General features: G+C 61.0%; 21 protein-coding genes. 13 read left to right on the forward strand and 8 right to left on the reverse strand.

Annotation, left to right across the window (positions count from 1 at the left end):
• Positions 1–69: 69 nt before the first annotated feature.
• The 3 genes from uvrD to DYL61_RS14565 all read left to right on the forward strand — a co-directional run bounded on the left by uvrD (position 70) and on the right by DYL61_RS14565 (position 3940).
• Positions 70–2253, forward strand: coding sequence for a DNA helicase II (gene uvrD, locus DYL61_RS14555; RefSeq protein WP_105695904.1), 2184 nt, complete (start codon positions 70–72; stop codon positions 2251–2253).
• A gap of 270 nt (positions 2254–2523) precedes the next feature.
• Positions 2524–3396 (forward strand): Tim44 domain-containing protein, encoded by an 873-nt coding sequence (locus DYL61_RS14560; RefSeq protein ID WP_105695903.1) that lies wholly within the window; start codon positions 2524–2526, stop codon positions 3394–3396.
• A gap of 136 nt (positions 3397–3532) precedes the next feature.
• Positions 3533–3940, forward strand: a complete 408-nt coding sequence (locus tag DYL61_RS14565; RefSeq protein WP_010207624.1) for an SMI1/KNR4 family protein — start codon at positions 3533–3535, stop codon at positions 3938–3940.
• An 82-nt stretch (positions 3941–4022) separates the two neighbouring features.
• Here the strand turns inward: DYL61_RS14565 and DYL61_RS14570 are convergent, their stop codons facing one another.
• On the reverse strand, positions 4023–5786 hold the full coding sequence (locus DYL61_RS14570; protein WP_105695901.1) for a cation:proton antiporter: 1764 nt from the start codon (positions 5784–5786) through the stop codon (positions 4023–4025).
• Positions 5787–6077: 291 nt separating this feature from the next.
• Between DYL61_RS14570 and DYL61_RS14575 the strand changes: the two genes are divergently transcribed.
• Positions 6078–6554, forward strand: a complete 477-nt coding sequence (locus DYL61_RS14575) for an acyl-CoA thioesterase (protein WP_105695900.1) — start codon at positions 6078–6080, stop codon at positions 6552–6554.
• Between the two features lie 125 nt (positions 6555–6679).
• Here DYL61_RS14575 and pdxY read toward each other — a convergent pair whose 3' ends face one another.
• Entirely contained in the window at positions 6680–7552 is an 873-nt protein-coding gene (gene pdxY / locus DYL61_RS14580; protein WP_135308881.1) for a pyridoxal kinase PdxY, read from the reverse strand.
• Between the two features lie 117 nt (positions 7553–7669).
• Between pdxY and DYL61_RS14585 the strand changes: the two genes are divergently transcribed.
• Positions 7670–8065, forward strand: coding sequence for a DUF3301 domain-containing protein (locus tag DYL61_RS14585; RefSeq protein ID WP_105695898.1), 396 nt, complete (start codon positions 7670–7672; stop codon positions 8063–8065).
• On the opposite strand, the gene DYL61_RS14590 is transcribed toward DYL61_RS14585, so the two are convergent.
• The 4 genes from DYL61_RS14590 to dksA are packed head-to-tail and all read right to left on the reverse strand — an operon-like array spanning position 8059 to position 11349.
• Positions 8059–9021, reverse strand: a complete 963-nt coding sequence (locus DYL61_RS14590) for a CobW family GTP-binding protein (protein ID WP_135308882.1) — start codon at positions 9019–9021, stop codon at positions 8059–8061. The two genes, DYL61_RS14585 and DYL61_RS14590, sit on opposite strands and share 7 nt — an antisense overlap.
• Before the next feature lie 44 nt (positions 9022–9065).
• On the reverse strand, positions 9066–9710 hold the full coding sequence (locus tag DYL61_RS14595) for a DUF1826 domain-containing protein (RefSeq protein ID WP_135308883.1): 645 nt from the start codon (positions 9708–9710) through the stop codon (positions 9066–9068).
• The gene (gene zigA / locus DYL61_RS14600; RefSeq protein WP_135308884.1) at positions 9710–10918 is read right to left on the reverse strand and encodes a zinc metallochaperone GTPase ZigA; all 1209 of its coding nucleotides are present in this window, start codon (positions 10916–10918) and stop codon (positions 9710–9712) included. Before zigA ends, DYL61_RS14595 begins: the two co-directional genes overlap by 1 nt.
• Positions 10919–10944: 26 nt before the next feature.
• Complete coding sequence (gene dksA / locus DYL61_RS14605) at positions 10945–11349, reverse strand: RNA polymerase-binding protein DksA (protein WP_135308885.1); 405 nt, start codon at positions 11347–11349, stop codon at positions 10945–10947.
• A 126-nt stretch (positions 11350–11475) separates the two neighbouring features.
• On the opposite strand from dksA, the gene DYL61_RS14610 reads away from it, so the two are divergent.
• A complete protein-coding gene (locus DYL61_RS14610) occupies positions 11476–11844 on the forward strand; it encodes a glutamine synthetase (protein WP_135308886.1) in 369 nt (122 codons plus the stop codon).
• Here the strand turns inward: DYL61_RS14610 and DYL61_RS14615 are convergent.
• Positions 11841–13043, reverse strand: a complete 1203-nt coding sequence (locus tag DYL61_RS14615) for an N-acetylmuramoyl-L-alanine amidase (RefSeq protein WP_135308887.1) — start codon at positions 13041–13043, stop codon at positions 11841–11843. The two genes, DYL61_RS14610 and DYL61_RS14615, sit on opposite strands and share 4 nt — an antisense overlap.
• A gap of 128 nt (positions 13044–13171) precedes the next feature.
• On the opposite strand from DYL61_RS14615, the gene folE2 reads away from it, so the two are divergent.
• The 6 genes from folE2 to DYL61_RS14645 are packed head-to-tail and all read left to right on the forward strand — an operon-like array spanning position 13172 to position 18381.
• Entirely contained in the window at positions 13172–14062 is an 891-nt protein-coding gene (gene folE2 / locus DYL61_RS14620) for a GTP cyclohydrolase FolE2 (protein ID WP_135308888.1), read from the forward strand.
• Positions 14059–14727 carry a metal ABC transporter ATP-binding protein gene (locus DYL61_RS14625; protein WP_135308889.1) on the forward strand — a complete coding sequence of 223 codons (669 nt, stop codon included), beginning with the start codon at positions 14059–14061 and terminating at the stop codon, positions 14725–14727. The genes folE2 and DYL61_RS14625 overlap by 4 nt, the downstream gene beginning before the upstream one ends.
• Positions 14727–15593, forward strand: a complete 867-nt coding sequence (locus DYL61_RS14630) for a metal ABC transporter permease (protein WP_135308890.1) — start codon at positions 14727–14729, stop codon at positions 15591–15593. Before DYL61_RS14625 ends, DYL61_RS14630 begins: the two co-directional genes overlap by 1 nt.
• An 11-nt stretch (positions 15594–15604) precedes the next feature.
• Positions 15605–16483 (forward strand): metal ABC transporter substrate-binding protein, encoded by an 879-nt coding sequence (locus DYL61_RS14635; RefSeq protein WP_135308891.1) that lies wholly within the window; start codon positions 15605–15607, stop codon positions 16481–16483.
• Positions 16480–17040 carry a gamma carbonic anhydrase family protein gene (locus tag DYL61_RS14640; RefSeq protein WP_135308892.1) on the forward strand — a complete coding sequence of 187 codons (561 nt, stop codon included), beginning with the start codon at positions 16480–16482 and terminating at the stop codon, positions 17038–17040. Before DYL61_RS14635 ends, DYL61_RS14640 begins: the two co-directional genes overlap by 4 nt.
• Before the next feature lie 3 nt (positions 17041–17043).
• A complete protein-coding gene (locus DYL61_RS14645; RefSeq protein ID WP_135308893.1) occupies positions 17044–18381 on the forward strand; it encodes a dihydroorotase in 1338 nt (445 codons plus the stop codon).
• Here the strand turns inward: DYL61_RS14645 and DYL61_RS14650 are convergent.
• The gene (locus tag DYL61_RS14650) at positions 18378–18899 is read right to left on the reverse strand and encodes a DUF3617 domain-containing protein (RefSeq protein WP_078050813.1); all 522 of its coding nucleotides are present in this window, start codon (positions 18897–18899) and stop codon (positions 18378–18380) included. The genes DYL61_RS14645 and DYL61_RS14650 overlap by 4 nt on opposite strands.
• A 130-nt stretch (positions 18900–19029) precedes the next feature.
• On the opposite strand from DYL61_RS14650, the gene cls reads away from it, so the two are divergent.
• Complete coding sequence (gene cls / locus DYL61_RS14655; RefSeq protein ID WP_135308894.1) at positions 19030–20469, forward strand: cardiolipin synthase; 1440 nt, start codon at positions 19030–19032, stop codon at positions 20467–20469.
• The last annotated feature ends 90 nt before the right edge of the window (positions 20470–20559 follow it).

Here is a 20559-nt window from a genome sequence, read left to right on the forward strand (position 1 = left end):
GGGAGGTTTTCCGTCGAGCAACCGGTATTGGTGTTTGCCCCACTTCCCCGAGGGCCATAGAATGCGCCGATGCGCGATGATCTCTCTCTTTTGCTGAACTCCCTCAACGATGCCCAACGCCAGGCCGTAGCCGCCCCCGTTGGCCGTCAGTTGGTCCTGGCCGGTGCTGGCTCCGGTAAAACCCGCGTGCTGGTGCACCGTATCGCCTGGTTGATCCAGGTCGAAAACGCGTCCCCGCACTCGATCCTGTCGGTGACTTTCACCAACAAGGCCGCTGCCGAGATGCGCCACCGCATCGAGCAGTTGATGGGCATCAGCCCAGCCGGCATGTGGGTGGGCACCTTCCACGGCCTGGCCCATCGCCTGTTGCGGGCGCACTGGCAGGAAGCGGGCCTGGCCCAGACCTTCCAGATCCTCGACAGCGATGACCAGCAACGCCTGGTCAAGCGGGTGATCCGCGAGCTGGGCCTCGACGAACAACGCTGGCCGGCACGTCAGGCCCAGTGGTTTATCAACGGCCAGAAAGACGAAGGCCTGCGCCCACAACACATCCAGGCCAGCGGTGATTTGTTCCTGGCCACCATGCGCAGCATTTATGAAGCCTACGAGGCCGCCTGCGCACGCGCGGGCGTCATCGACTTCTCCGAATTGCTGCTGCGCGCCCTCGACCTGTGGCGCGACAACCCCGGCCTGCTGGCGCATTACCAGAAACGTTTCCGGCACATCCTGGTAGACGAATTCCAGGACACCAACGCCGTGCAGTACGCCTGGTTGCGCCTGTTGGCCAAGGGCGGCGACAGCCTGATGGTGGTGGGCGACGACGACCAGTCGATCTACGGTTGGCGTGGCGCGAAAATCGAGAACATCTACCAGTATTCCGAAGACTTCCCGGACGCGGTCACCATCCGCCTGGAGCAGAACTACCGCTCCACGGCGGGCATCCTCAAGGCCGCCAACGCCTTGATCGCCAACAACACCGGGCGCCTGGGCAAAGAGCTGTGGACCGACGGCGGCGAAGGCGAAGCGATCAACCTGTACGCGGCGTTCAACGAGCACGATGAAGCGCGCTACGTGGTGGAAACCATCGAAAGCGCCCTGAAGACCGGCCTGGCGCGCAGCGATATCGCCATTCTGTATCGCTCCAACGCCCAGTCGCGGGTGCTGGAAGAAGCCTTGCTGCGCGAACGCATCCCGTATCGCATCTATGGCGGTCAGCGCTTCTTCGAGCGCGCGGAGATCAAGAACGCCATGGCCTATCTGCGTTTGCTGGAAGGCCGGGGCAACGATGCAGCGCTGGAGCGGGTGATCAACATCCCGGCCCGTGGCATCGGTGAGAAAACCGTCGAAGCCATTCGGGATCATGCGCGCCACGCCGATGTGTCGATGTGGGAAGCCATGCGCTTGCTCATTGCCAATAAAGGCCTGACCGGTCGCGCGGCTGGTGCGCTGGGGGTGTTTGTCGAACTGATCGAGAATCTGGCCGCCAAGTGTGCGGAAATGCCTTTGCACTTGATGACCCAGACGGTGATCGAACAGTCCGGCCTGATTGCCTACCACGAAGCGGAAAAAGGCGAAAAAGGCCAGGCCCGGGTAGAAAACCTTGAGGAACTGGTCAGCGCCGCCCGCGCCTTCGAAAACACCGAGAGCGAAGAAGACCTCACGCCGCTGGCCGCGTTCCTGGGCCATGCGTCGCTGGAAGCCGGGGATACCCAGGCCGACGAGCATGAAGACAGCATCCAGCTGATGACGCTACACAGCGCCAAGGGCCTGGAGTTTCCACATGTATTCCTGGTGGGCATGGAAGAAGGCCTGTTCCCCCACAAGATGAGCCTGGAAGAACCCGGCCGCCTTGAAGAGGAACGCCGCCTGGCTTATGTAGGCATCACCCGCGCCATGCAGAACCTGGTGATGACCTACGCCGAGACCCGACGCCTGTACGGCAGCGAGACCTACAACAAGGTGTCGCGTTTCGTACGTGAAGTGCCGAAGGGGCTGATTCAGGAAGTGCGCTTGTCCAACAGTGTCAGCCGCCCGTTCGGCGGTGGCCAGCAGCAGAGCGCCAGCAGCCTGTTTGCCGGTTCCGAAATTCCGGAAACCCAGTTCAGCCTTGGCCAGCAGGTCAAGCACGCCGTATTCGGCGAAGGCGTGATCCTCAACTTCGAAGGTGCCGGCGCCCAGGCGCGGGTGCAGGTGAACTTCGCCGAGGGCAGCAAGTGGTTGATGATGGGCTACGCGAAGCTAGAAGCTATCTGAAACATCTCTGTGGCAAGGGAGCTTGCTCCCGCTGGCGTGCGTAGCGCGCCCGTTTTTTTGGGGGCCGCTGCGCAGCCCAGCGGGAGCAAGCTCCCTCGCCACCACAAGCGTGCCCTTGTTTTTAACGAGTGCGGGCCAATATCTGTAATAAGTCCTACAGACCATTCTGAATCGGTCTTACGCAAAAGCCCGAAACATTATGTCGCTAGCCACTGCCACGACACCTGTGCAACATGGCGCGCGTGCAATCCACAAATGGGAATTCCCTTTATGAAACGTTTTCTTAGCATCGCCATGGCGTTGTGCATCGGCCTGACGATGAGCATCGACGCCAACGCCAAGCGCTTCGGTGGCGGCAAAAGCATGGGCTCGGCACCGACTCACCAGACCAGCCAAATGGCTCCATCCGCTGGCGGCATGGGCGGTGCAGCCGCTACCGCAGGCGCAGCCGGTGCTGCTGGCGCTGCGGCCAAGGCCGGCGGTGCTTCGCGCTGGCTGGGCCCTCTGGCCGGTATCGCGGCCGGTGGTCTGCTCGCTTCCATGTTCATGGGCGGCGGCTTCCAGGGCATGCAGATCTTCGACATCCTGATCATGGCGGTCATCGCCTTTGTGATCTTCCGCTTTATCGCCGCCCGTCGCCGCAAGCAGCAGGAGCACCTGGCTCCAGCCGGCGCGCCGATGCAGCGTGAAGTGTTCGAGCAAAAGCCTGCCATGGGCTCGATCTTCGGTGGTTCCGCAGCCCCTGCGGCGGCCCGTCCGGTGATCAATGCACCGGCGTGGTTCAACGAAGAACGTTTCGTCGAAGCAGCCCGCAACCACTTCCAGTCCCTGCAACAGCACTGGGACGCCAACGAAATGGACAAGATCTCCGAGTTCGTGACCCCACAACTGCTGGAGTTCCTCAAGCGCGAACGTGCCGACCTGGGCGACGGCTTCCAGTCGACCTACATCGACGACCTGCGCGTACAACTGGAAGGTGTGGATGATCGCGCCGACAAGACCATCGCCACCCTGACCTTCAGCGGTGTGTCGAAGACCTCGCGCTTCGACCAGGGCGAAGTGTTCAGCGAAAGCTGGAACATGGAGCGCGCCCCGGGTGAAAACCAGCCTTGGCTGGTGGCCGGTATCCGCCAGAACGGCTGAAACCCGCACGAGTGAACAAGCAATAGCCAAAACCCCGGACATGTTCCGGGGTTTTCTATTTCACGGTTGCACTTATAGCGAGCTACTGTATAAAACGCCCCTATAAACCGCGCCATCTAGCAAGAGGATCCCGGCCGTGGAAGAAATCATCGAACAATTGCGTGAAGCCAACGAACCGGTCCCGGTTCCTCTGGAACTGCCTGACGAAGACCTGCTGGTGGAAATCGAGGAACAACTGTTCATCGACATCCCGTTCGTCTTCCGTGAATTTTTGCTGACCGTCAGCGACGTGGTCTACGGCAGCCTGGAGCCGGTGACCGTCACCGACCCGCAATCCCACACCTACCTGCCGGACGTTGCCGCCAACGCCTGGGACGCCGGTGTCGACCGTAGCCTGATCCCGATCTGCCAGGACGGCGACGACTACTACTGCGTCGAAGAAGACGGCACCGTGGTGCTGTGGTCTGGCGAAGAAGAAATCGTTACCGAAGAAACCTGGGAATCGGTGTGGCACTGGGCGCGGGACGTCTGGCTGGAAAGCTAAGCCCAGATACCGTGGGCGAGCGCGCTCTTGTGGCGAGGGAGCTTGCTCCCGCTGGGCTGCGAAGCAGCCCCCTCAAAACCACTCAGTGCTCCGCCGTATCCTTATGGTTATCCAGCGTCTCCAGCAAGGCGACCTGCATCCGCGTATGCACGCGGATGAACCAACGCCAGAGCACGGCCGCCACCGCCGCCGTGACCACGGCGATCAACACCAGCAACTTGTTGGTCGGCAAAATACTGGCCGACAAGGCTGCCAATAGCAGAAAGATCACCAGCAGCGACAGGATCGGGATCAGTTCCGCGATAACGCGCCGCACACGCTGGGTATGCCGCCCGGCCATCTCCGGCTTCACGCTCATCTCCGCCAGCAGCATCGACAACGCCTTGAGCTTGCGATACGCCGCAATCAAGAATGGCAGCGACAGCAGCAACGCCCCTCCCCATATCAATGCCTTCTGCCAACTTGGATCGCTGATCCAACCCTCCAGATAGCTGCCAATACGCGCCGCAAAAAAGCTGCCGGCAAAGAAAATCGCCACCACCAGCGCCAGGTTCACCCCCACTTGCAGGATGATCTTGCGGATCATCGACGCCAACATCGCGCCCTCACCCTGAGGCTGGATGCTGCGCAGCCATTCGCCATACATGCCGAATACCCGGCTCATTCGCTTGGGCATCACCGCTGCGATCTTCAATGACAAGGGGTCGGCGCCGCGAATCAGATAGGGCGTCAGCAACGTGGTAATGGCTGAAACGGCTACCGCCACCGGATACAGAAAGTCGCTGGTGACCTGCAAGGTCATCCCCAGCGCCGCGATGATGAAGGAAAACTCACCAATTTGTGACAGCCCCATGCCTACGCGCAGTGAGGTACGACCATCGTTGCCGGCAATAAAGGCGCCCAGGCCGCAGGACAACATCTTGCCCAGCACCACCGCCACGGTGATCACCGCAATCGGCCAGGCGTATTGCAGCAGGATCTGCGGGTCGATCATCAAACCGATGGCTACAAAGAAAATCGCGCTGAACATGTCGCGAACGGGTTCGATCAGGCGCTCGATCTTAATCAATTGGCGCGATTCGGCCATGATCGCGCCGATCAGGAACGCGCCCAGCACCATGCTGTATTCCAGCTTGACCACCAACAGGCAGAAACCGAAACACAGGCCCAAGACGGTGATCAGCAACATCTCGTTGCTTTCGAACTTGGCGACATAAGCCAGCAGACGCGGCACCAGCAAAATGCCGATCACCAACGCAACGATCATGAACAACGAGAGCTTACCGACCGTAGAGAACACTTCGCCGGAGCTGACCGTGCCACTGACGGCGATGCTCGACAGCAAGGCAATAATGCCGATACCGAGGATATCTTCGACAATCAGCACCCCGAAAATCAGCTGAGCAAAGCGCTGGTTCTTCATCTTCAAGTCGTTAAGGGCCTTGACGATGATGGTGGTGGAGGAGATCGCCAGAATCGCGCCGAGGAACAGCGAATCCATGGTGTTCCAGTCGAACCACTGGCCGATCTCGTAGCCGATCCAGATCATCAGGATGATTTCCAGGAAGGCCGCGATAAACGCCGTGGCGCCGACCTTGAACAGCTTGCGCAGGCTGAACTCCAGGCCCAGGCAGAACATCAGGAAGATCACCCCAAGCTCGGCAAGGGTCTTGATGGTGTCTTCGTCGTGGATCAGGCCGAACGGTGGAGTGTGAGGGCCAATAATGAAGCCGGCGACGATGTAACCCAGCACCACCGGCTGCTTGAGGCGATGAAACAGGATGGTGACCACCCCTGCCACCAGCATGATCACGGCCAAGTCCTGGATAAAGCTGATGGCGTGCATGGCGAGGGGCTCCTTGAGGGTACTGGCGCTTTTCCCACTTCTGCACGCGCCTTTGGTCAGGCGCAAAGTGCGGAAGGAAAAGTCTGCATTAATCGTAAGAAATGCCCTGGGATGGGCTTTTGCAGGTTAACACTGCGACTTCCGGCAGAAAGCCGGTGCAATATATGGAAACAGATCGGTGCAGGCGTGACGGCAAGCCGCCCGCTGGCGTCCCGTAATGGATGGCGATGCAACGATTCCAGCACCCGCAGAGGTGCCCCCCAACCAATGCCTACAACCCGTGAGTGTGCTATGGAACCCGGAAACGCCCAGCTGTCGATGACAGTGCTGATGACCCCTGATATGGCCAACTTCTCTGGCAATGTCCACGGCGGCACCCTGCTCAAGTACCTCGACGAAGTGGCCTACGCCTGCGCGAGCCGTTATGCCGGGCGCTATGTCGTCACGTTGTCGGTGGACCAGGTAATTTTTCGCGAGCCGATCCACGTGGGCGAGTTGGTGACCTTCCTCGCTTCGGTCAACTACACCGGCAACACCTCGATGGAGGTGGGCATCAAGGTGGTGACCGAGAACATCCGCGAGCGTTCGGTGCGTCACACCAACAGCTGCTTCTTTACCATGGTGGCCGTGGACGACCAGCGCAAACCCGCCGCCGTGCCGCCATTGCAGCCGCATAACAGCGAAGACAAGCGCCGCTTCAAGCAGGCCCAGCAACGCCGGCAGATTCGCCAGGAGCTGGAGAAGCGGTATCAGGAAATCAAGGGCTGATAGCAGCACACTCGGCTCAAATGTGGGAGGGGGCTTGTCCCCGATTGCAGTGTGTCAGTCGACAAATGTGTGACTGATACACCGCTATCGGGGGCAAGCCCCCTCCCACATTGGGTTTTGTGTATTTATAGATCTATAGGGGTGGCTTCGAAGCGCACACGCGGATGGGCGATACGGTCCTGGGCCCGCACCAGTTCCAGCTCGTAACTCGCACACGCCTGAGTCTCCAGCAGCACCTCATGCACTGCCGCAGCGGTGAACTCGAAAGCCGCCACCAGGCTATCACCCAACAACACCCGCGCCAGAAACAGCCCGGATGTCAGGTCACCCACACCCACCGGCTGACGCGGAAACGCCAGCAACGGCCGCCGCAGGTGCCAACTGCCATCAGCGGTCACCAGCAACATCTCAAAACCATCCGGCAATTTACCCGGGTAATCCAAGTGCTTGACCAGCACCGCCTTCGGCCCGCGTGCCAGCAACGCCTTGGCCATCGCCAGGCAATCGAACAACGACTGCGGCTTGCGTCCGGCAAAGCTGTCCAGTTCCAGTTGGTTGGGGCACAGGAAGTCGGCCATGGCGACGGCTTCATCCAGCAGGAAATCACTGACCTCCTGGGGCACGATGCAGCCCTTTTCCGGGTGGCCCATCACCGGGTCGCACAGGTACAACGCTTTGGGGTTGATGGCCTTGATGCGGGCCACACCGGTAAGAATCGCGCGCCCCTGATCGGCACTGCCCAGGTAACCGGACAGCACCGCATCGCAATTGCCTAGCTCACCGATAACAGCAATCCCTTCCACTAACGCGGGAATTTGCTGCGGCGCCAACACTTCTCCGGCCCACTGGCCATACTGGGTGTGGTTGGAGAACTGCACCGTGTTCAGCGGCCATACGTTCACCCCGACGCGCTGCATAGGGAATACGGCGGCGCTGTTTCCGGCGTGGCCAAAGACCACATGAGACTGGATCGCAAGCAGATGAGGTGTGCGTTTCATGCAGGGGATTTCCGTAAAGCCATTGAAATTCTGGCCGCGCAGTATGCGACTAAACGCAGCCTGTACGACAGACCGGAGACGCAGTTAAGCTGCGCTCACTTAGTTGGAGTTTTTCGCATGCTGACCCTGGGAAATATCTTCGTGTTGATGCTGCTGGCGACCGGTGCCGCCTGGGTGTGGCACAACCACGGCCTGCGTGAGCGCGCGCTGGAGCGGGTCAAGCAGCATTGCGCCAAGCTCGACATCGAGTTGCTGGACGGTGCGGTGGCGCTCAAGCGCATTGGTTTTGTGAAGGATGCCAATGGTCGGCGACGCCTGGCGCGCATCTACAACTTCGAGTTCACCGTGACCGGCGAGGCGCGCCATCCGGGCACCATTACCCAATTCGGCGCCCACAGCGCGCAGATCGAGCTGGCGCCCTACCCGTTCGAGATCAAGACGCCGCTGCCCAGCGCAGAGGTGATCGAGCTAAGCCAGTGGCGCCAGGACCACGCCAGCAAGACGCGTCACTGACGACAAACCGCCAGTGCGGCCTGCAACGCGGCCACGTCCTGTGGCGCACTGAAGATCAATTCGATACGCGAATCGCGGCGCCACTCACTGGGTTGCCAGGCCAGCGGGCTGTTATCCACAGCGTTGGCAGAAACCCAGCCTTCGGCGCTGTGGATAACCAGTTTGGCGCGACGCCATTCAAGGCCTGTGAGCCAGCCATGCAAACGCGGGAGATCAAATTGCTGGCTCGGGTGCCATCGCCAGCCAATACTCCAGCCGCCGTCTTGCGCCTGACTCAAGCAAATGGGCAGCGTGGGATCGCTCCAAACGGCCGGCATTTGCGCGAGGCCTTTGGGCAGTTCGACGTTATCCACAGCACCGCCAGCCTGTGCGCTCAAACCGGGGAGCTGTTCCAACGGCAATTGCGCCTGACGCGTCCAATAGCGCGGGCAATCGGGGAGCTGCCGCTCGACACCCAGCCGTTGCGCGGCATCGAGCGTCTCATCCTTGTTCAAGACCAATAGCCCGGCACTGGCCAGCGCCTCCTGCTGTGCTTGGGCCAACGGCTTGCCCGCCGCCAGGGCCTGGGCATCCAGCACCATCACACAGGGCTGGACCGCCAGCACGCTTTGCCACGGTGCCTCTTTCAGTTGCTGGATCAATTGCGCGGGGTGGCCCAATCCCGAGGGTTCAATAAACAATCGATCCGGTTTGGCCTTACGCAATAAACGGCCCAAACCTACCTGGAACGGCGCGCCATTCACACAGCACAAGCAGCCACCGGCGACTTCGCCCAGGGCGATACCGTCGTCATCCATGGTTAACAGTGCAGCGTCCAGACCGATCTGGCCGAACTCATTGATCAGCACCGCCCAGCGCTCATTGGCCGGGCGTTGGACGAGCAGGTGCTTGATCAGGCTGGTCTTGCCGGCGCCCAAGGGCCCGGCAATCACGTGGGTGGGAATGTTCTGCAACATGAGGGGCATCATTCAGACCGTGTAGAACGGTCGATCCTACGCGGTTATGCGAGCCAATCCAGTGTCAGGATCAAGCGCCGCTCATCGGCCTTGAGCGCCGGCGAGCGGTGGATCAGGCCGTAGCCTTCGTTACCGTGCCATTTCGTCCCTTTGAGCAGTGCCACTTCACCGCATTGGATTTGCTCGATGCGCTCGCTGGGTTCGGCGTCCGGCTGGCTCAATTGGCGCCGGTCCATCACGCCCTCACGCAGCCACTGGCTACCCACACCGGCATAGGTGGTGATCAACCGCACCGGCACGTGATCGACGTGAAAACGCGGGCACATGGCCTTATCCAACAACCGCAGGCGCACGCCGATGCGCTTGGCGCCCAGCAGGCAGGCGAACGCACTGACCAGCCACGCCACATCGGCGATAAACCCTTCATAGCCTTCAAGATCCCTGCAACTGGACGCCAAACCCTGCAAGTTCGGCGCTGCGTCTTCATTATTGAGCTCGATGACCATGGCGTCCGCCAGTGGCTCGTTGAGCGCCACCAACAAGGCGCCGAACTCGGCAATGTGCAAAGGCAACTGACGCTGCCATAGCGCCAGGTTTACGCCGTCTTCCAAAATCTCGGACAGCACCAGCGGGGTTTCACCAAACGTCTGGCGAATCACGGGGCGCAGGGGAATCACCGGGGCCAGCATCAGGCAGCTGCCTCCTCATACCAGGGGCCAAAGGGATCAGCCAGCAAGCGCCAACCTTCGACGCCCAGGGCCATTTCTTCATCGTTGAGCAGGCACGCATCCAGTTCGGCACGCATGCGGGTGAAGTCGATGTTCTGGCCAATAAACACCAGTTCCTGGCGGCAATCACCGGTGCTCAGTTGCCAATTGCCCATGATGGCCGCAACGTTTTCTTCGTCCTGGGGCCACTGGCTTTTCGGCACAAACCGCCACCAGCGCCCGGCAAAACCATGACGCATCAAACCGCCGGCCTGGGACCAACTGCCCGCGTCCTGATGCTTGCTGGCCAGCCAGAAAAAACCCTTGGAGCGCAGCAGTTTGCCGTTGACCCAGGGCCGGTCGATAAAGTCGAAAAAGCGCTGCGGATGGAACGGCCGGCGCGCGCGGTAAGCGGTGGAGGCGATGCCGTACTCCTCGGTTTCCGGCGCATGTTCACCGCGCAGTTCCTGCAACCAGCCCGGCGCCTGGGCGGCGCGTTCGAAGTCGAAGCGGCCGGTGTTGAGGATCTTGTGCAACGGCACTTCGCCCATGACCATCGGGATAATTTCGGCCTGGGCGTTGAGACGCTCAAGGATCGCCATCAATTCTTCGCGTTCGCGGCTGCTGATCAGGTCGATCTTGCTGATCAGGATGACGTCGGCGAATTCGATCTGCTCGATCAGCAGGTCGGTGATCGAGCGTTCGTCTTCTTCGCCGAGGGTTTCGCCACGTGAGGCCAGGCTTTCGGCGGCCTGGTAGTCGAGCAGGAAGTTCATGCCGTCGACCACGGTGACCATGGTGTCCAGGCGTGCGATGTCGGCCAGGCTTTGTTCGTTTTCATCGCGAAACGTGAAGGTTTCTGCAACCGGCAACGGTTCAGAAATGCCGGTGGATTCGATCAGCAGGTAATCGAAGCGACCTTCCTTGGCGAGTTTTCCTACTTCTTCCAGCAGGTCTTCACGCAAGGTGCAGCAGATGCAACCGTTGCTCATCTCCACCAGCTTTTCTTCGGAACGGTTGAGGGTGACGTCGCGCTGGACCTCGCTGCCATCAATATTGATTTCGCTCATGTCGTTGACGATCACCGCCACACGCAGGTTTTCGCGGTTACGCAAGACGTAGTTGAGCAGCGTGCTTTTACCGGCGCCGAGAAAGCCGGACAACACAGTAACGGGGAGACGATTGGGCATCAGGTAGTCCTCATCAGGTTGGCCGGTCAAACCGCCCGTTTATGGCGTTCGCGCAGCTCTTGGCGTTCTTTGGCTTCGATACACAGGGTGGCGGTGGGACGCAGCAGCAAGCGTTGCAGGCCAATCGGCTCGCCGGTTTCGCGACACCAGCCGTATTCGCCGCGGGCCAGCAGTTCGAGGGCGTCGTCGATCTTGTCCAACAGCTTCTTTTCCCGCTCCAGCAGGCGCAGTTGCCATTGGCGTTGTTCTTCGGCGCTGCCGACGTCCGCCGGGTCGCTGTTGGTCTCTTGCTCGCGCAGCACCAGGAATTCGGCGTCGATACGGGCTTGCAGCTCGTTGCGCTGGGTCAGCAGCAGTGCGCGGAAGAAGCCTTGCTGGGCTTCATTCATATAGTCGGCGGGCGGCAACGCCAGCAGGTCTTGTTCGGTCATGGGGATCGGGTCACGGGTCGGGCTGTGTTTTTATGTTATAGTATAACAATACAAATAAGCCAATCCCCTCTTGCCCGGCACGACGAAGGGCGCAATGCTTCACCCCTGTCTACCCCGAGAAACCTTATGAGATATCTGCTGTGCGCCCTGTTATTGGCAGTGGCAGGTCCTGCCTGCGCTCAAGTGCCAAGCCTGCTGGCCAATTGCACGCGCAGCGCCAACCTGCTGGCCTGCGTGGATCCGCTGGGCAATGCCTACAGCGTGGCAACGGTCGGCAACACCACGTATTTGCGCGGCTTCGAAGTCATCGGCAAACGCTATTGGGCACAGACCAACAGCCGCTATGGGCAGCTGACGTTCTTTACCGGGCTGGCATCGGATGGTGAGGCGTGGGTGGGCTACACGCGGCGGGTGGGCTGGACCACGATCAACCGGTTTTCCAGTTCCGGTGGCGCCAGCGCCAAGTTCACGTGCAGCCGTATTACCGGTTGTTAGACCTGGCCGTTCTGCTGTTCCTTTACCCACGCCATGTAGCTGTTCATCGGCGGGTTCTTCTGGAAGTATTTTTTCAGCCCTTCGAACAATCCATCCGCAACGGCCTGTTGATGACGCGCCGTGACCAGACGCGCAGCGTCGCGTGTGTTCGAGATAAACCCGGTCTCCACCAGGATCGACGGCACATCCGGTGATTTGAGCACCGCGAACCCGGCCTGCTCGACACGCTTCTGATGCAAGGTGGTGATGCCTTCCAGGCTGCCGAGGATCGAGCTACCCAGTTGCAGGCTGGAAGCGATGGTCGCGTTCATCGACATGTCGAGAATCACCCCGGCCAGCATCGGGTCCTTGTCCTTGAGATTGAGCAGCGTGGTCGCCCCCAGCAGGTCGGCACCGTTTTCACGCTGGGCCATGAAGCGTGCCGTGGCGGAGGTCGCGCCCCCTTCCGACAACGCATACACCGAGGCGCCCGAAGCGGTGAGCCGTGGCGCGGCATCCGCATGCACCGAGATAAACATGTCGGCCTTGTGTTGGCGGGCGATGTCCACACGCTTGCGCAGCGGCACAAAGAAATCGTCATTGCGCACCAGCTTCACGTCAAAGCCCTTCTCGCGCTTCAAACGTTTGGCCAATAGCTGGGCGATGGACAGCACCACGTCTTTTTCGCGCTGGCCCTTGGAGCCGACGGCGCCCGGGTCTTTGCCGCCATGGCCAGGGTCGACCACTACGATGATGTCGCGCTTGGGATGCGCCTTATCTACCAAGGGCTTGGGCTCAGCTGCGATTTGGCGTGGGGCCTGGGTGGCGCTGGTCAGGTCAAGTACCAGGCGATGGCCCTGCCCATCCTGTGGCGGCAATAGAAAGCTGTTGAGCTGCATCGGCGCGGCCAGGTCCAGCACGATGCGCGTGTCGCTCTTGCCGAAATGCCCCGAGCGGATCGACGTGATCCCGCTGTTCTTCAACACCAGTTGCGAGAAATCACCGCTGAGCCCCGCACCGCTCAAATCGATGATCAGGCGCTCCGGTGCGGTCAGGGAAAAGGTCTTGTATTGCACAGGCCCACTGAGGTCGAACACCAGCCGCAGCTTGTCATCCGAGCGCCACAACCGTGCGTTTCTGATCTGCGTGGCATGGGCAGCAAAGGGCAATGCGAACAGAGGACTGGCCAGGAGCAAGTTAAGGAGCTGACGTCTGTGCATGACAAATACCGCAAATAAAGGAGCGTCCCTGCTCGATATGACTGAAAAAAGGCAAGTGCAGAAAAACCATCGTCGAGACAATCGTTATACTATAACATCTCTTTTTATTTCCAATGATGGACCTGCTCATGAACGCGCTGACTCTGCCGGATATCGCCGCGCAGGCTTCACGCCAAGCCTTGCCACTCGACTGGGTGGGCATGTGCGGCATCGCCCTGCCCATCCTCATCGACGGTCAGCGCCTGACCGCCACCGCCGATGCCGGCGTGAGCCTGGATGATGGCGAGGCTCGCGGCATCCATATGTCGCGCCTGTACCTGGCACTGGAGATGCTCGACCAGCAGCCCCTTACGCCTGCACTTCTGCGTAAGGTACTGCAGCGTTTTCTCGACAGTCATGAAGATTTATCTAAGAACGCCTACTTGCGAATCCACACCCAGCTGCTACTGAAACGACCGGCGCTGGTCAGCCCGTTGGCTGGCTGGAAAGGCTACCCGGTGAGCATCGAAGCGCGTCTGGAAAACCAGATGTTCCACGTGGAACTAAAAATTGACGTTACGTACTCGTCAACCTGCCCCTGCTCCGCTGCCCTCGCCAGGCAGTTGATTCAGCAGCAATTTCTCGAAGATTTCGCAGACACACCATTGCAGCATGAAGACGTGTTGGCCTGGCTCGGCAGCGCCAACGGCATCGTTGCCACGCCTCACAGCCAGCGCAGCAGCGCTCAACTGCACGTGCACCTGCAAGGTGAACACCTGGCTTTGGTCGACCTGATCGACAGCGCCGAAGCCGCCCTCGGCACCGCCGTACAAACCGCAGTAAAACGCGCGGACGAACAAGCCTTCGCCCTGGCCAATGGGCAGAACCTGATGTTCTGCGAAGACGCCGCCCGCCGCCTGAACCTCGCCTTGAAACGCTCGGATGCCGTCAAAGCCTTCCACCTGAAAGTGATCCACGCCGAAAGCCTGCACGCGCACGATGCTGTGGCTGAAAGCCGCTGGACGAGAAACCCTGCATGATCACCTGCACCGCTTTGCGCTGGGGCGCCCCCGGCCAACCGCTGACGCCCGCCATCGACCTCACTCTGGAAAAAGGCAGCCTCACCGGCATCATCGGCGCCAACGGCACCGGCAAGAGCAGTCTGCTTAAAGTCATCGCCGGTCTGCAAAAACCGCTGGCGGGGACAGTCACCGTGGATGTTCCACGCCGTGGCGGTCTGTCATTCCTGCCCCAGCAACAGCACCTCGACCGTCAGTTCCCCATCAGCCTGCAAGAGCTGGTCGCCGCCGGTTTCTGGGGCACTCAACTCACGCCGCAACAACGCAGCCAACGCCTTGACGCGGTACTGGAGGACTGGTGCCTCAGCGGCCTGCAACATCGCCCTCTGATGGCGTTGTCCGGTGGTGAACTGCAACGTGCCCTGCTCGCCCGCATGAGCCTGGCCGAAGCGCCGGTGCTGTTGCTCGACGAACCCCACGCCGCCCTCGATGAAGAAGGCCAGGCGCTGTGCTGGAAACACATCCACGCCTGGCACGAACAGGGCCGCACGCTGATCGTGGTGTGCCATGACCTGGCCTCCGTACGCCAGCACACCCAGCAAGTGGTGCAAATCAAAAGCAGCGGTTGCGTGTTCGGCGACAGTAAAGAACTGATCCGCCCACAACCGCACATGCAGGTGGCCTGATGCACTTCGCCGCCCACCTGTGGATGCCGTTCTTCGACTTCGTGTTTATGCGCCGCGCCCTCATCGGCGGCCTGGTGCTCGCTTGCAGCACCGCGCCGCTGGGCGTGTTCCTGATCCTGCGGCGCATGAGCCTGATCGGTGACGCCGTAGCCCACGGCATCCTGCCCGGCGCCGCCCTCGGTTTCTGGTTTGCCGGCCTCAGCCTGCCGGCACTGACCATCGGCGGCCTCGGTGCCGGCTTGAGCATGGCGGGCCTGTCCGCGTGGATCACCCGCCGCACCGGTCTACGCGAGGATGCCAGCCTCGCCGCCATCTACCCCATCTCCCTCGCCGCCGGCGTATTGATCCTCGGCCTCGCCGGCAAGCGCCTGGACCTGCTGCACCTACTGTTCGGCTCCGCCCTGGCCGTGGATCAAACCACCCTCACCGGCATGCTCTGGGTCAGCGGCTTCAGCCTGATCGCCATGGCCGCGATCTACAAACCGTTGCTGCTGGACACCCTTGACCCGCTGTTCCTGCAAACCGTCAGCCGCCTCGGTCCGCTGGCCCATGGGTTGTTCCTGACCTTGGTAGTACTGAACCTGGTCATCGGTTTCCAGGCCATCGGCGCGCTGATGGTGGTGGGCCTGATGATGTTGCCAGCCATTGCTTCCCGCTTCTGGAGCCGGCGCCTGCCGGTGTTGATCGCGGTATCGGCGCTGCTGGGATGCCTGTCGGTGTGGCTGGGTTTGTTGCTGTCGTTCTACTACTCGTTGCCCAGCGGCCCGGCCATCGTGCTGGTGGCGGGCGCCGGGTACTTGCTGTCCGTGGTGTTCGGGCCGGTGCACGGTTTGCTGCGCCGCCCACCGTCGTTTACATCCCAATGAGGTGTTTCCCAATGCGCGCTTTACTCGTGCTGTTCAGCCTTTTGCTGCCGCTGTCGATGGCCCAGGCCGCCGACAAACTGCAGGTCGTCACCAGCTTCAGTATTCTCGATGACATCACCCACCAGATCGGTGGCGATCACATCCAGATCAGCAACATGGTCGGCCCCGACGCCGACGCCCATACCTACGAGCCCACACCGGACGACGCCAAGGCCTTGCTCAAGGCCCGCGTAATCATCAAGAACGGCCTCGGTTTCGAACCCTGGCTCGACCGCCTGGTGACCAGCACCGAAACCAAGGCCACCGTGGTCACCGCCAGCAAAGGCGTGATTTCCCACACCATGGACGAGGACGGTGAAACCATCCCCGACCCCCACGCCTGGCACAACCTGGCCAACGCCGAAATCTATGTCAAAAACATCACCAAGGCCCTGGTAGCCGCCGACCCAACCCACACCACGGACTACCTTCGCAACAGCCAGGCCTACCTGAAAGAAATCCACCGTGTGCTGGCCGAAGCCAAGCGCAAGTTCGGCGCGCTGCCACCGGGCAATCGTCGCATCGTCACCTCCCATGACGCCTTCGGTTACCTGGGCCAGGCCTACGGTATCCAGTTCCTGGCACCCCAAGGCCTGTCCACCGAACGCGAACCGTCCGCCGCCGAAGTGGCAGCGCTGATCACCCAAATCCGCAAGGACAAGGTCAAGGCTGTGTTTATGGAAAACATCAAGGATGCGCGCCTGCTCAAGCAGATCGCCGAAGAAAGCGGTGCACAGGTCGGCGGCACGCTGTACTCCGACGCCCTCGCCGCGCAAGGCCCGGCCAGCACCTTTATCGGGCTGTTCGAATACAACCTCGACACCCTGTGCGCCGCGTTGGGCAAGCCATGATCCGCAAGAACCCTTCCGGCGATCTGCCGGTCATTGCCGAATCGGCCTACGTCGATAAAACCGCAATCATCTGCGGCAAGGTGGTTATCGGCGAGAACGTCTTCGTCGGCCCCTACGCCGTGATCCGCGCCGACGAGGTCGACGCCAGCGGCGGCATGGACCCGATCATCATCGGCGCCAACTCCAATATCCAGGATGGCGTGGTCATCCACTCCAAGTCCGGCGCGGCGGTGACGATTGGCGAATTCAGTTCGATTGCGCACCGCTCCATCGTTCACGGCCCCTGCACCGTGGGCAACCGCGTATTCATAGGCTTCAACAGCGTGCTGTTCAACTGCGCGGTGGGCGATGGCTGCGTGGTGCGCCACAACTCGGTGGTCGACGGCCGCGACTTGCCCGACGCGTTCTACGTGCCGTCCACCACCCGCATCGGGCCCAACACCGACTTGTCGCAGTTCCCGCCGGTGAGCGTCAGCGCTTCGGAGTTTTCCGAAGACGTGGCGCGCACCAACGTCGACCTGGTACGCGGCTACAAAGCCCTGCAAAACGAGTTTTGACCCATGAGCCGCCTGCTGATTCGCAATGCCCGCCTGGTCAACGAAGGCCAAGCGTTTGACGCCGATGTACTGGTTGCCAACGGCCGTATCGAGAAAATCGCCAGCAGTATTGAAGGCTGCAACGCCCCACTGGAAATCGACGCCCAAGGCCAATGGTTGCTGCCGGGCATGATCGATGACCAGGTGCACTTTCGCGAACCCGGTGCGCCGGACAAAGGCAGTTTCTACAGCGAGTCCCGCGCAGCGGTGGCAGGCGGCATCACCAGTTTCATGGACATGCCCAACACCAACCCCGCCACGCTCAACCTTGAAGCCTTGGCCGACAAGAAACGCCGCGCGGCCCTGCATTCGGTGGCCAACTACGGTTTTCATTTTGGCGTGAGCAACGACAACCTCGACATCGTTGCCGCCCTCGATCCATCACTCGTGGCCGGAGTCAAAGTGTTCATGGGCGCCTCCACCGGCAATATGCTGGTGGACGACCCGCGTATCCTGGAGCGGCTGTTCGCCGAAGTGCCGACGATCCTGTTGGCCCATTGCGAACACACGCCCAGCATCCTGGCCAACGAACAGCGCCTGCGCGAACGCTTCGGCGAGCACATCCCTGCCGTCGCTCACCCGCTGATCAGGGATGCCGAAGCCTGCTATCGCTCATCGTCTTTTGCGGTGGAATTGGCCAAGCGCCACGGCACGCGCCTGCATGTATTGCACCTGACCAGCGCCCGCGAACTGGCGCTATTCGAAGACAAACCCCTGGCCGAAAAACGCATCACCGCCGAAGTCTGCCTGCACCACTTGCTGTTCGATGACCGCGACTATCACCGCCTCGGCCACCAGATCAAATGCAACCCGGCGATCAAGACCCGCGCCGACCGCGACGCGCTGCGCCAAGCCTTGTTGAGTGATCGTCTGGATGTGATTGGCAGTGACCATGCGCCGCATACCTGGGCGCAAAAACAACTGGGGTATCGAGAGGCGCCGTCGGGTCTGCCACTGGTACAGCATGCGCTGCCGGCGTTATTGGAGTTGGTGGCGGATGGGCACTTGCCGGTGACGACGCTGGTAGCCAAAACCAGCCATCGCGTGGCTGACCTGTTTGCCATTCCTGATCGCGGCTACCTGCGCGAAGGCTATTGGGCAGACCTTGTGCTGGTCAAACCCGAGCCCGACGGCAAACCCGTCAGCAGCCAACCGATCCTCGGCCGCTGCGGCTGGACACCCTTCGCCGAGCGCAGCTTCCGGCACAGTGTCAGCACCACATTGGTGTCCGGCCACCTGGCGTGGCACAACGGCCAGGTGGTCGACAGCTGCCAGGGCCTGCCCTTGCACTTCTTGCGTTAAGCGCGCGGCTTGACCGTACCGCAGTCATTGCCCAGCCACTGGGCGTGGCTGTCCAGGCTGCCCTTCTGCTGGATGCCGGTGGCATTGAAGGTGCCGTTGACGGTGGTGGTGAATTCTTTCTGGCTCTGGAACGTCGCAACGCCAGTGCCCTGGGCTTTCGGGCAACTGAAGCGGAATTTCCACTGGTTGCCGGTCTTGTCGGTGACTTCCTGTTTACAGCCCGATTGCGGGTCGGTCAGCGGGATCGAATCGGAGGCGACCTGGGCGGGGGTCAGGCACACCTGCACGCCTTTGCCAGCCATGGTGATGCCTTGTTTTTCCAGCATGGCGCGTTGTTCAGGGGTCATCTGTTGCTTGAGCTGGCCCAGGATCAGCGACAAGTCCGGCAGGTCCTGGTTATCCACTTTCATATTGCTGGTGGTCAATTCCCACAAGCCCGGCGCCAGCATCTGCGCCTGCGCGGCTATCGGCAGCGCCAAACCAGTCACCATGGCCAAACAGAGCAAACGAGCATTCATCGGGTAACTCCTGGGTAATGTTGGGCGTTAGACGTCGCAAAGCCGCCAGTGTTGCACGGCAAATAAAATAGCGACATTCGCCGCCGTTCATGGTCTGTTAGGCACTGGACTGTCAGGAGTCATGTCGTTCATGGATTTTTTTGGCCCGCACTTGCTCGCCTACTTGATTGCCACTCTGCACTTCCTCGGGACTCTCGCCGCGATCCACGCGGTGCTGACCGTCAGGACCGCCCAAGGCTCCATCGCCTGGGCCCTGTCCTTGATGTTCATCCCCTACCTGACGCTGATTCCCTACCTGATTTTCGGCCGCAGCACCTTCGATGCCTACATCCAGGCGCGCCGCCAGGCCAACCAGGAAATGCACACCGCGATCACCGAGTTGAACTGGCGCCCGTGGGTCGAAGAAGCCCTCGCCGCGCGCAACTCCAGTGCCTACGCCTCGCTGCGCGCCATGCCCAAACTGGGCCGCATGCCGTGCCTGGCCAACAATGAAGTGCGCTTGTTGATCAATGGCGATGCCACGTTCAGTGCGATCTTCGAGGCCATCCGCAACGCCAGGACCGCGATCCTGTTCCAGTTCTTCATCATTCACGACGACGAACTCGGCCGCCAACTGCACAGCCTGTTAAAGGAAAAAGCCGCCGAAGGCGTCGACATCTACGTGCTGTACGACCGTATCGGTAGCCACGCCCTGCCCCATCACTATGTGCAATCGCTGCGCGATGCCGGGGTGCAGGTCAAGGCGTTTGCCACTCGCAGTGGCTGGCTCAATCGTTTCCAGGTCAACTTCCGCAACCACCGCAAGATCGTGGTGGTGGATGGGATTACCGGTTTTGTCGGCGGACATAACGTGGGCGATGAATACCTCGGCAAGAAACCGCCGTTGGCACCGTGGCGCGATACCCATGTGCAAGTCACCGGCCCGGTAGTGGCGTGTTTGCAGGAGTCATTTGCCGAGGACTGGTTCTGGGCGGCCCGGGAGCTGCCACCGCTGATGCTGCCGGACGCGTACCCCGAAGACGGTGTGCTCTGCCAACTGCTCGCCAGCGGGCCGGCTGACCCGTATGAAACCTGCTCGCTGTTTTTCGTCGAGGCCATTCACGCTGCGACCGAACGCGTGTGGATCACCAGCCCGTATTTCATCCCCGACGAGGCCGTGTTCGCCGCCCTGCGCCTGGCAGTTTTGCGCGGTGTGGACGTGCGCCTGCTGCTGCCGTCGCGGCCTGACCATCGCATCGTCTACGCGGCTTCCAGCCTGTATGCGATTGAAGCCGTGCGGGCCGGGGTGCGGGTGTTCCGCTACAAGCCGGGGTTCCTGCATCAGAAGGTGGTGTTGGTGGACAACGAAATCAGCGCCATCGGCAGTGCGAACATGGACAACCGTTCGTTCCGGCTGAATTTCGAGGTGATGTTGCTGACGGTGGACGAGGGTTTTGCCCGTGAAGTTGAGCAGATGTTGCTGGATGACTTTGCACTGGCCCATGAAGTCAGCCAGGAAGAAAGCCGCGAGACGCGTCGTTTGCAGCAACTGGGGATGCGGGTAGCGCGCCTGATCTCGCCGATTCTCTAACACACTGTGGGAGGGGGCTTGCCTCCGATTGCAGTGGGTCAGTCACATATATATCAACTGAACCACTGCTATCGGGGGCAAGCCCCCTCC

The sequence above is a fragment of the Pseudomonas nabeulensis genome, from assembly GCF_004682045.1.
GTDB classification, from domain to species: Bacteria; Pseudomonadota; Gammaproteobacteria; order Pseudomonadales; family Pseudomonadaceae; genus Aquipseudomonas; species Aquipseudomonas nabeulensis.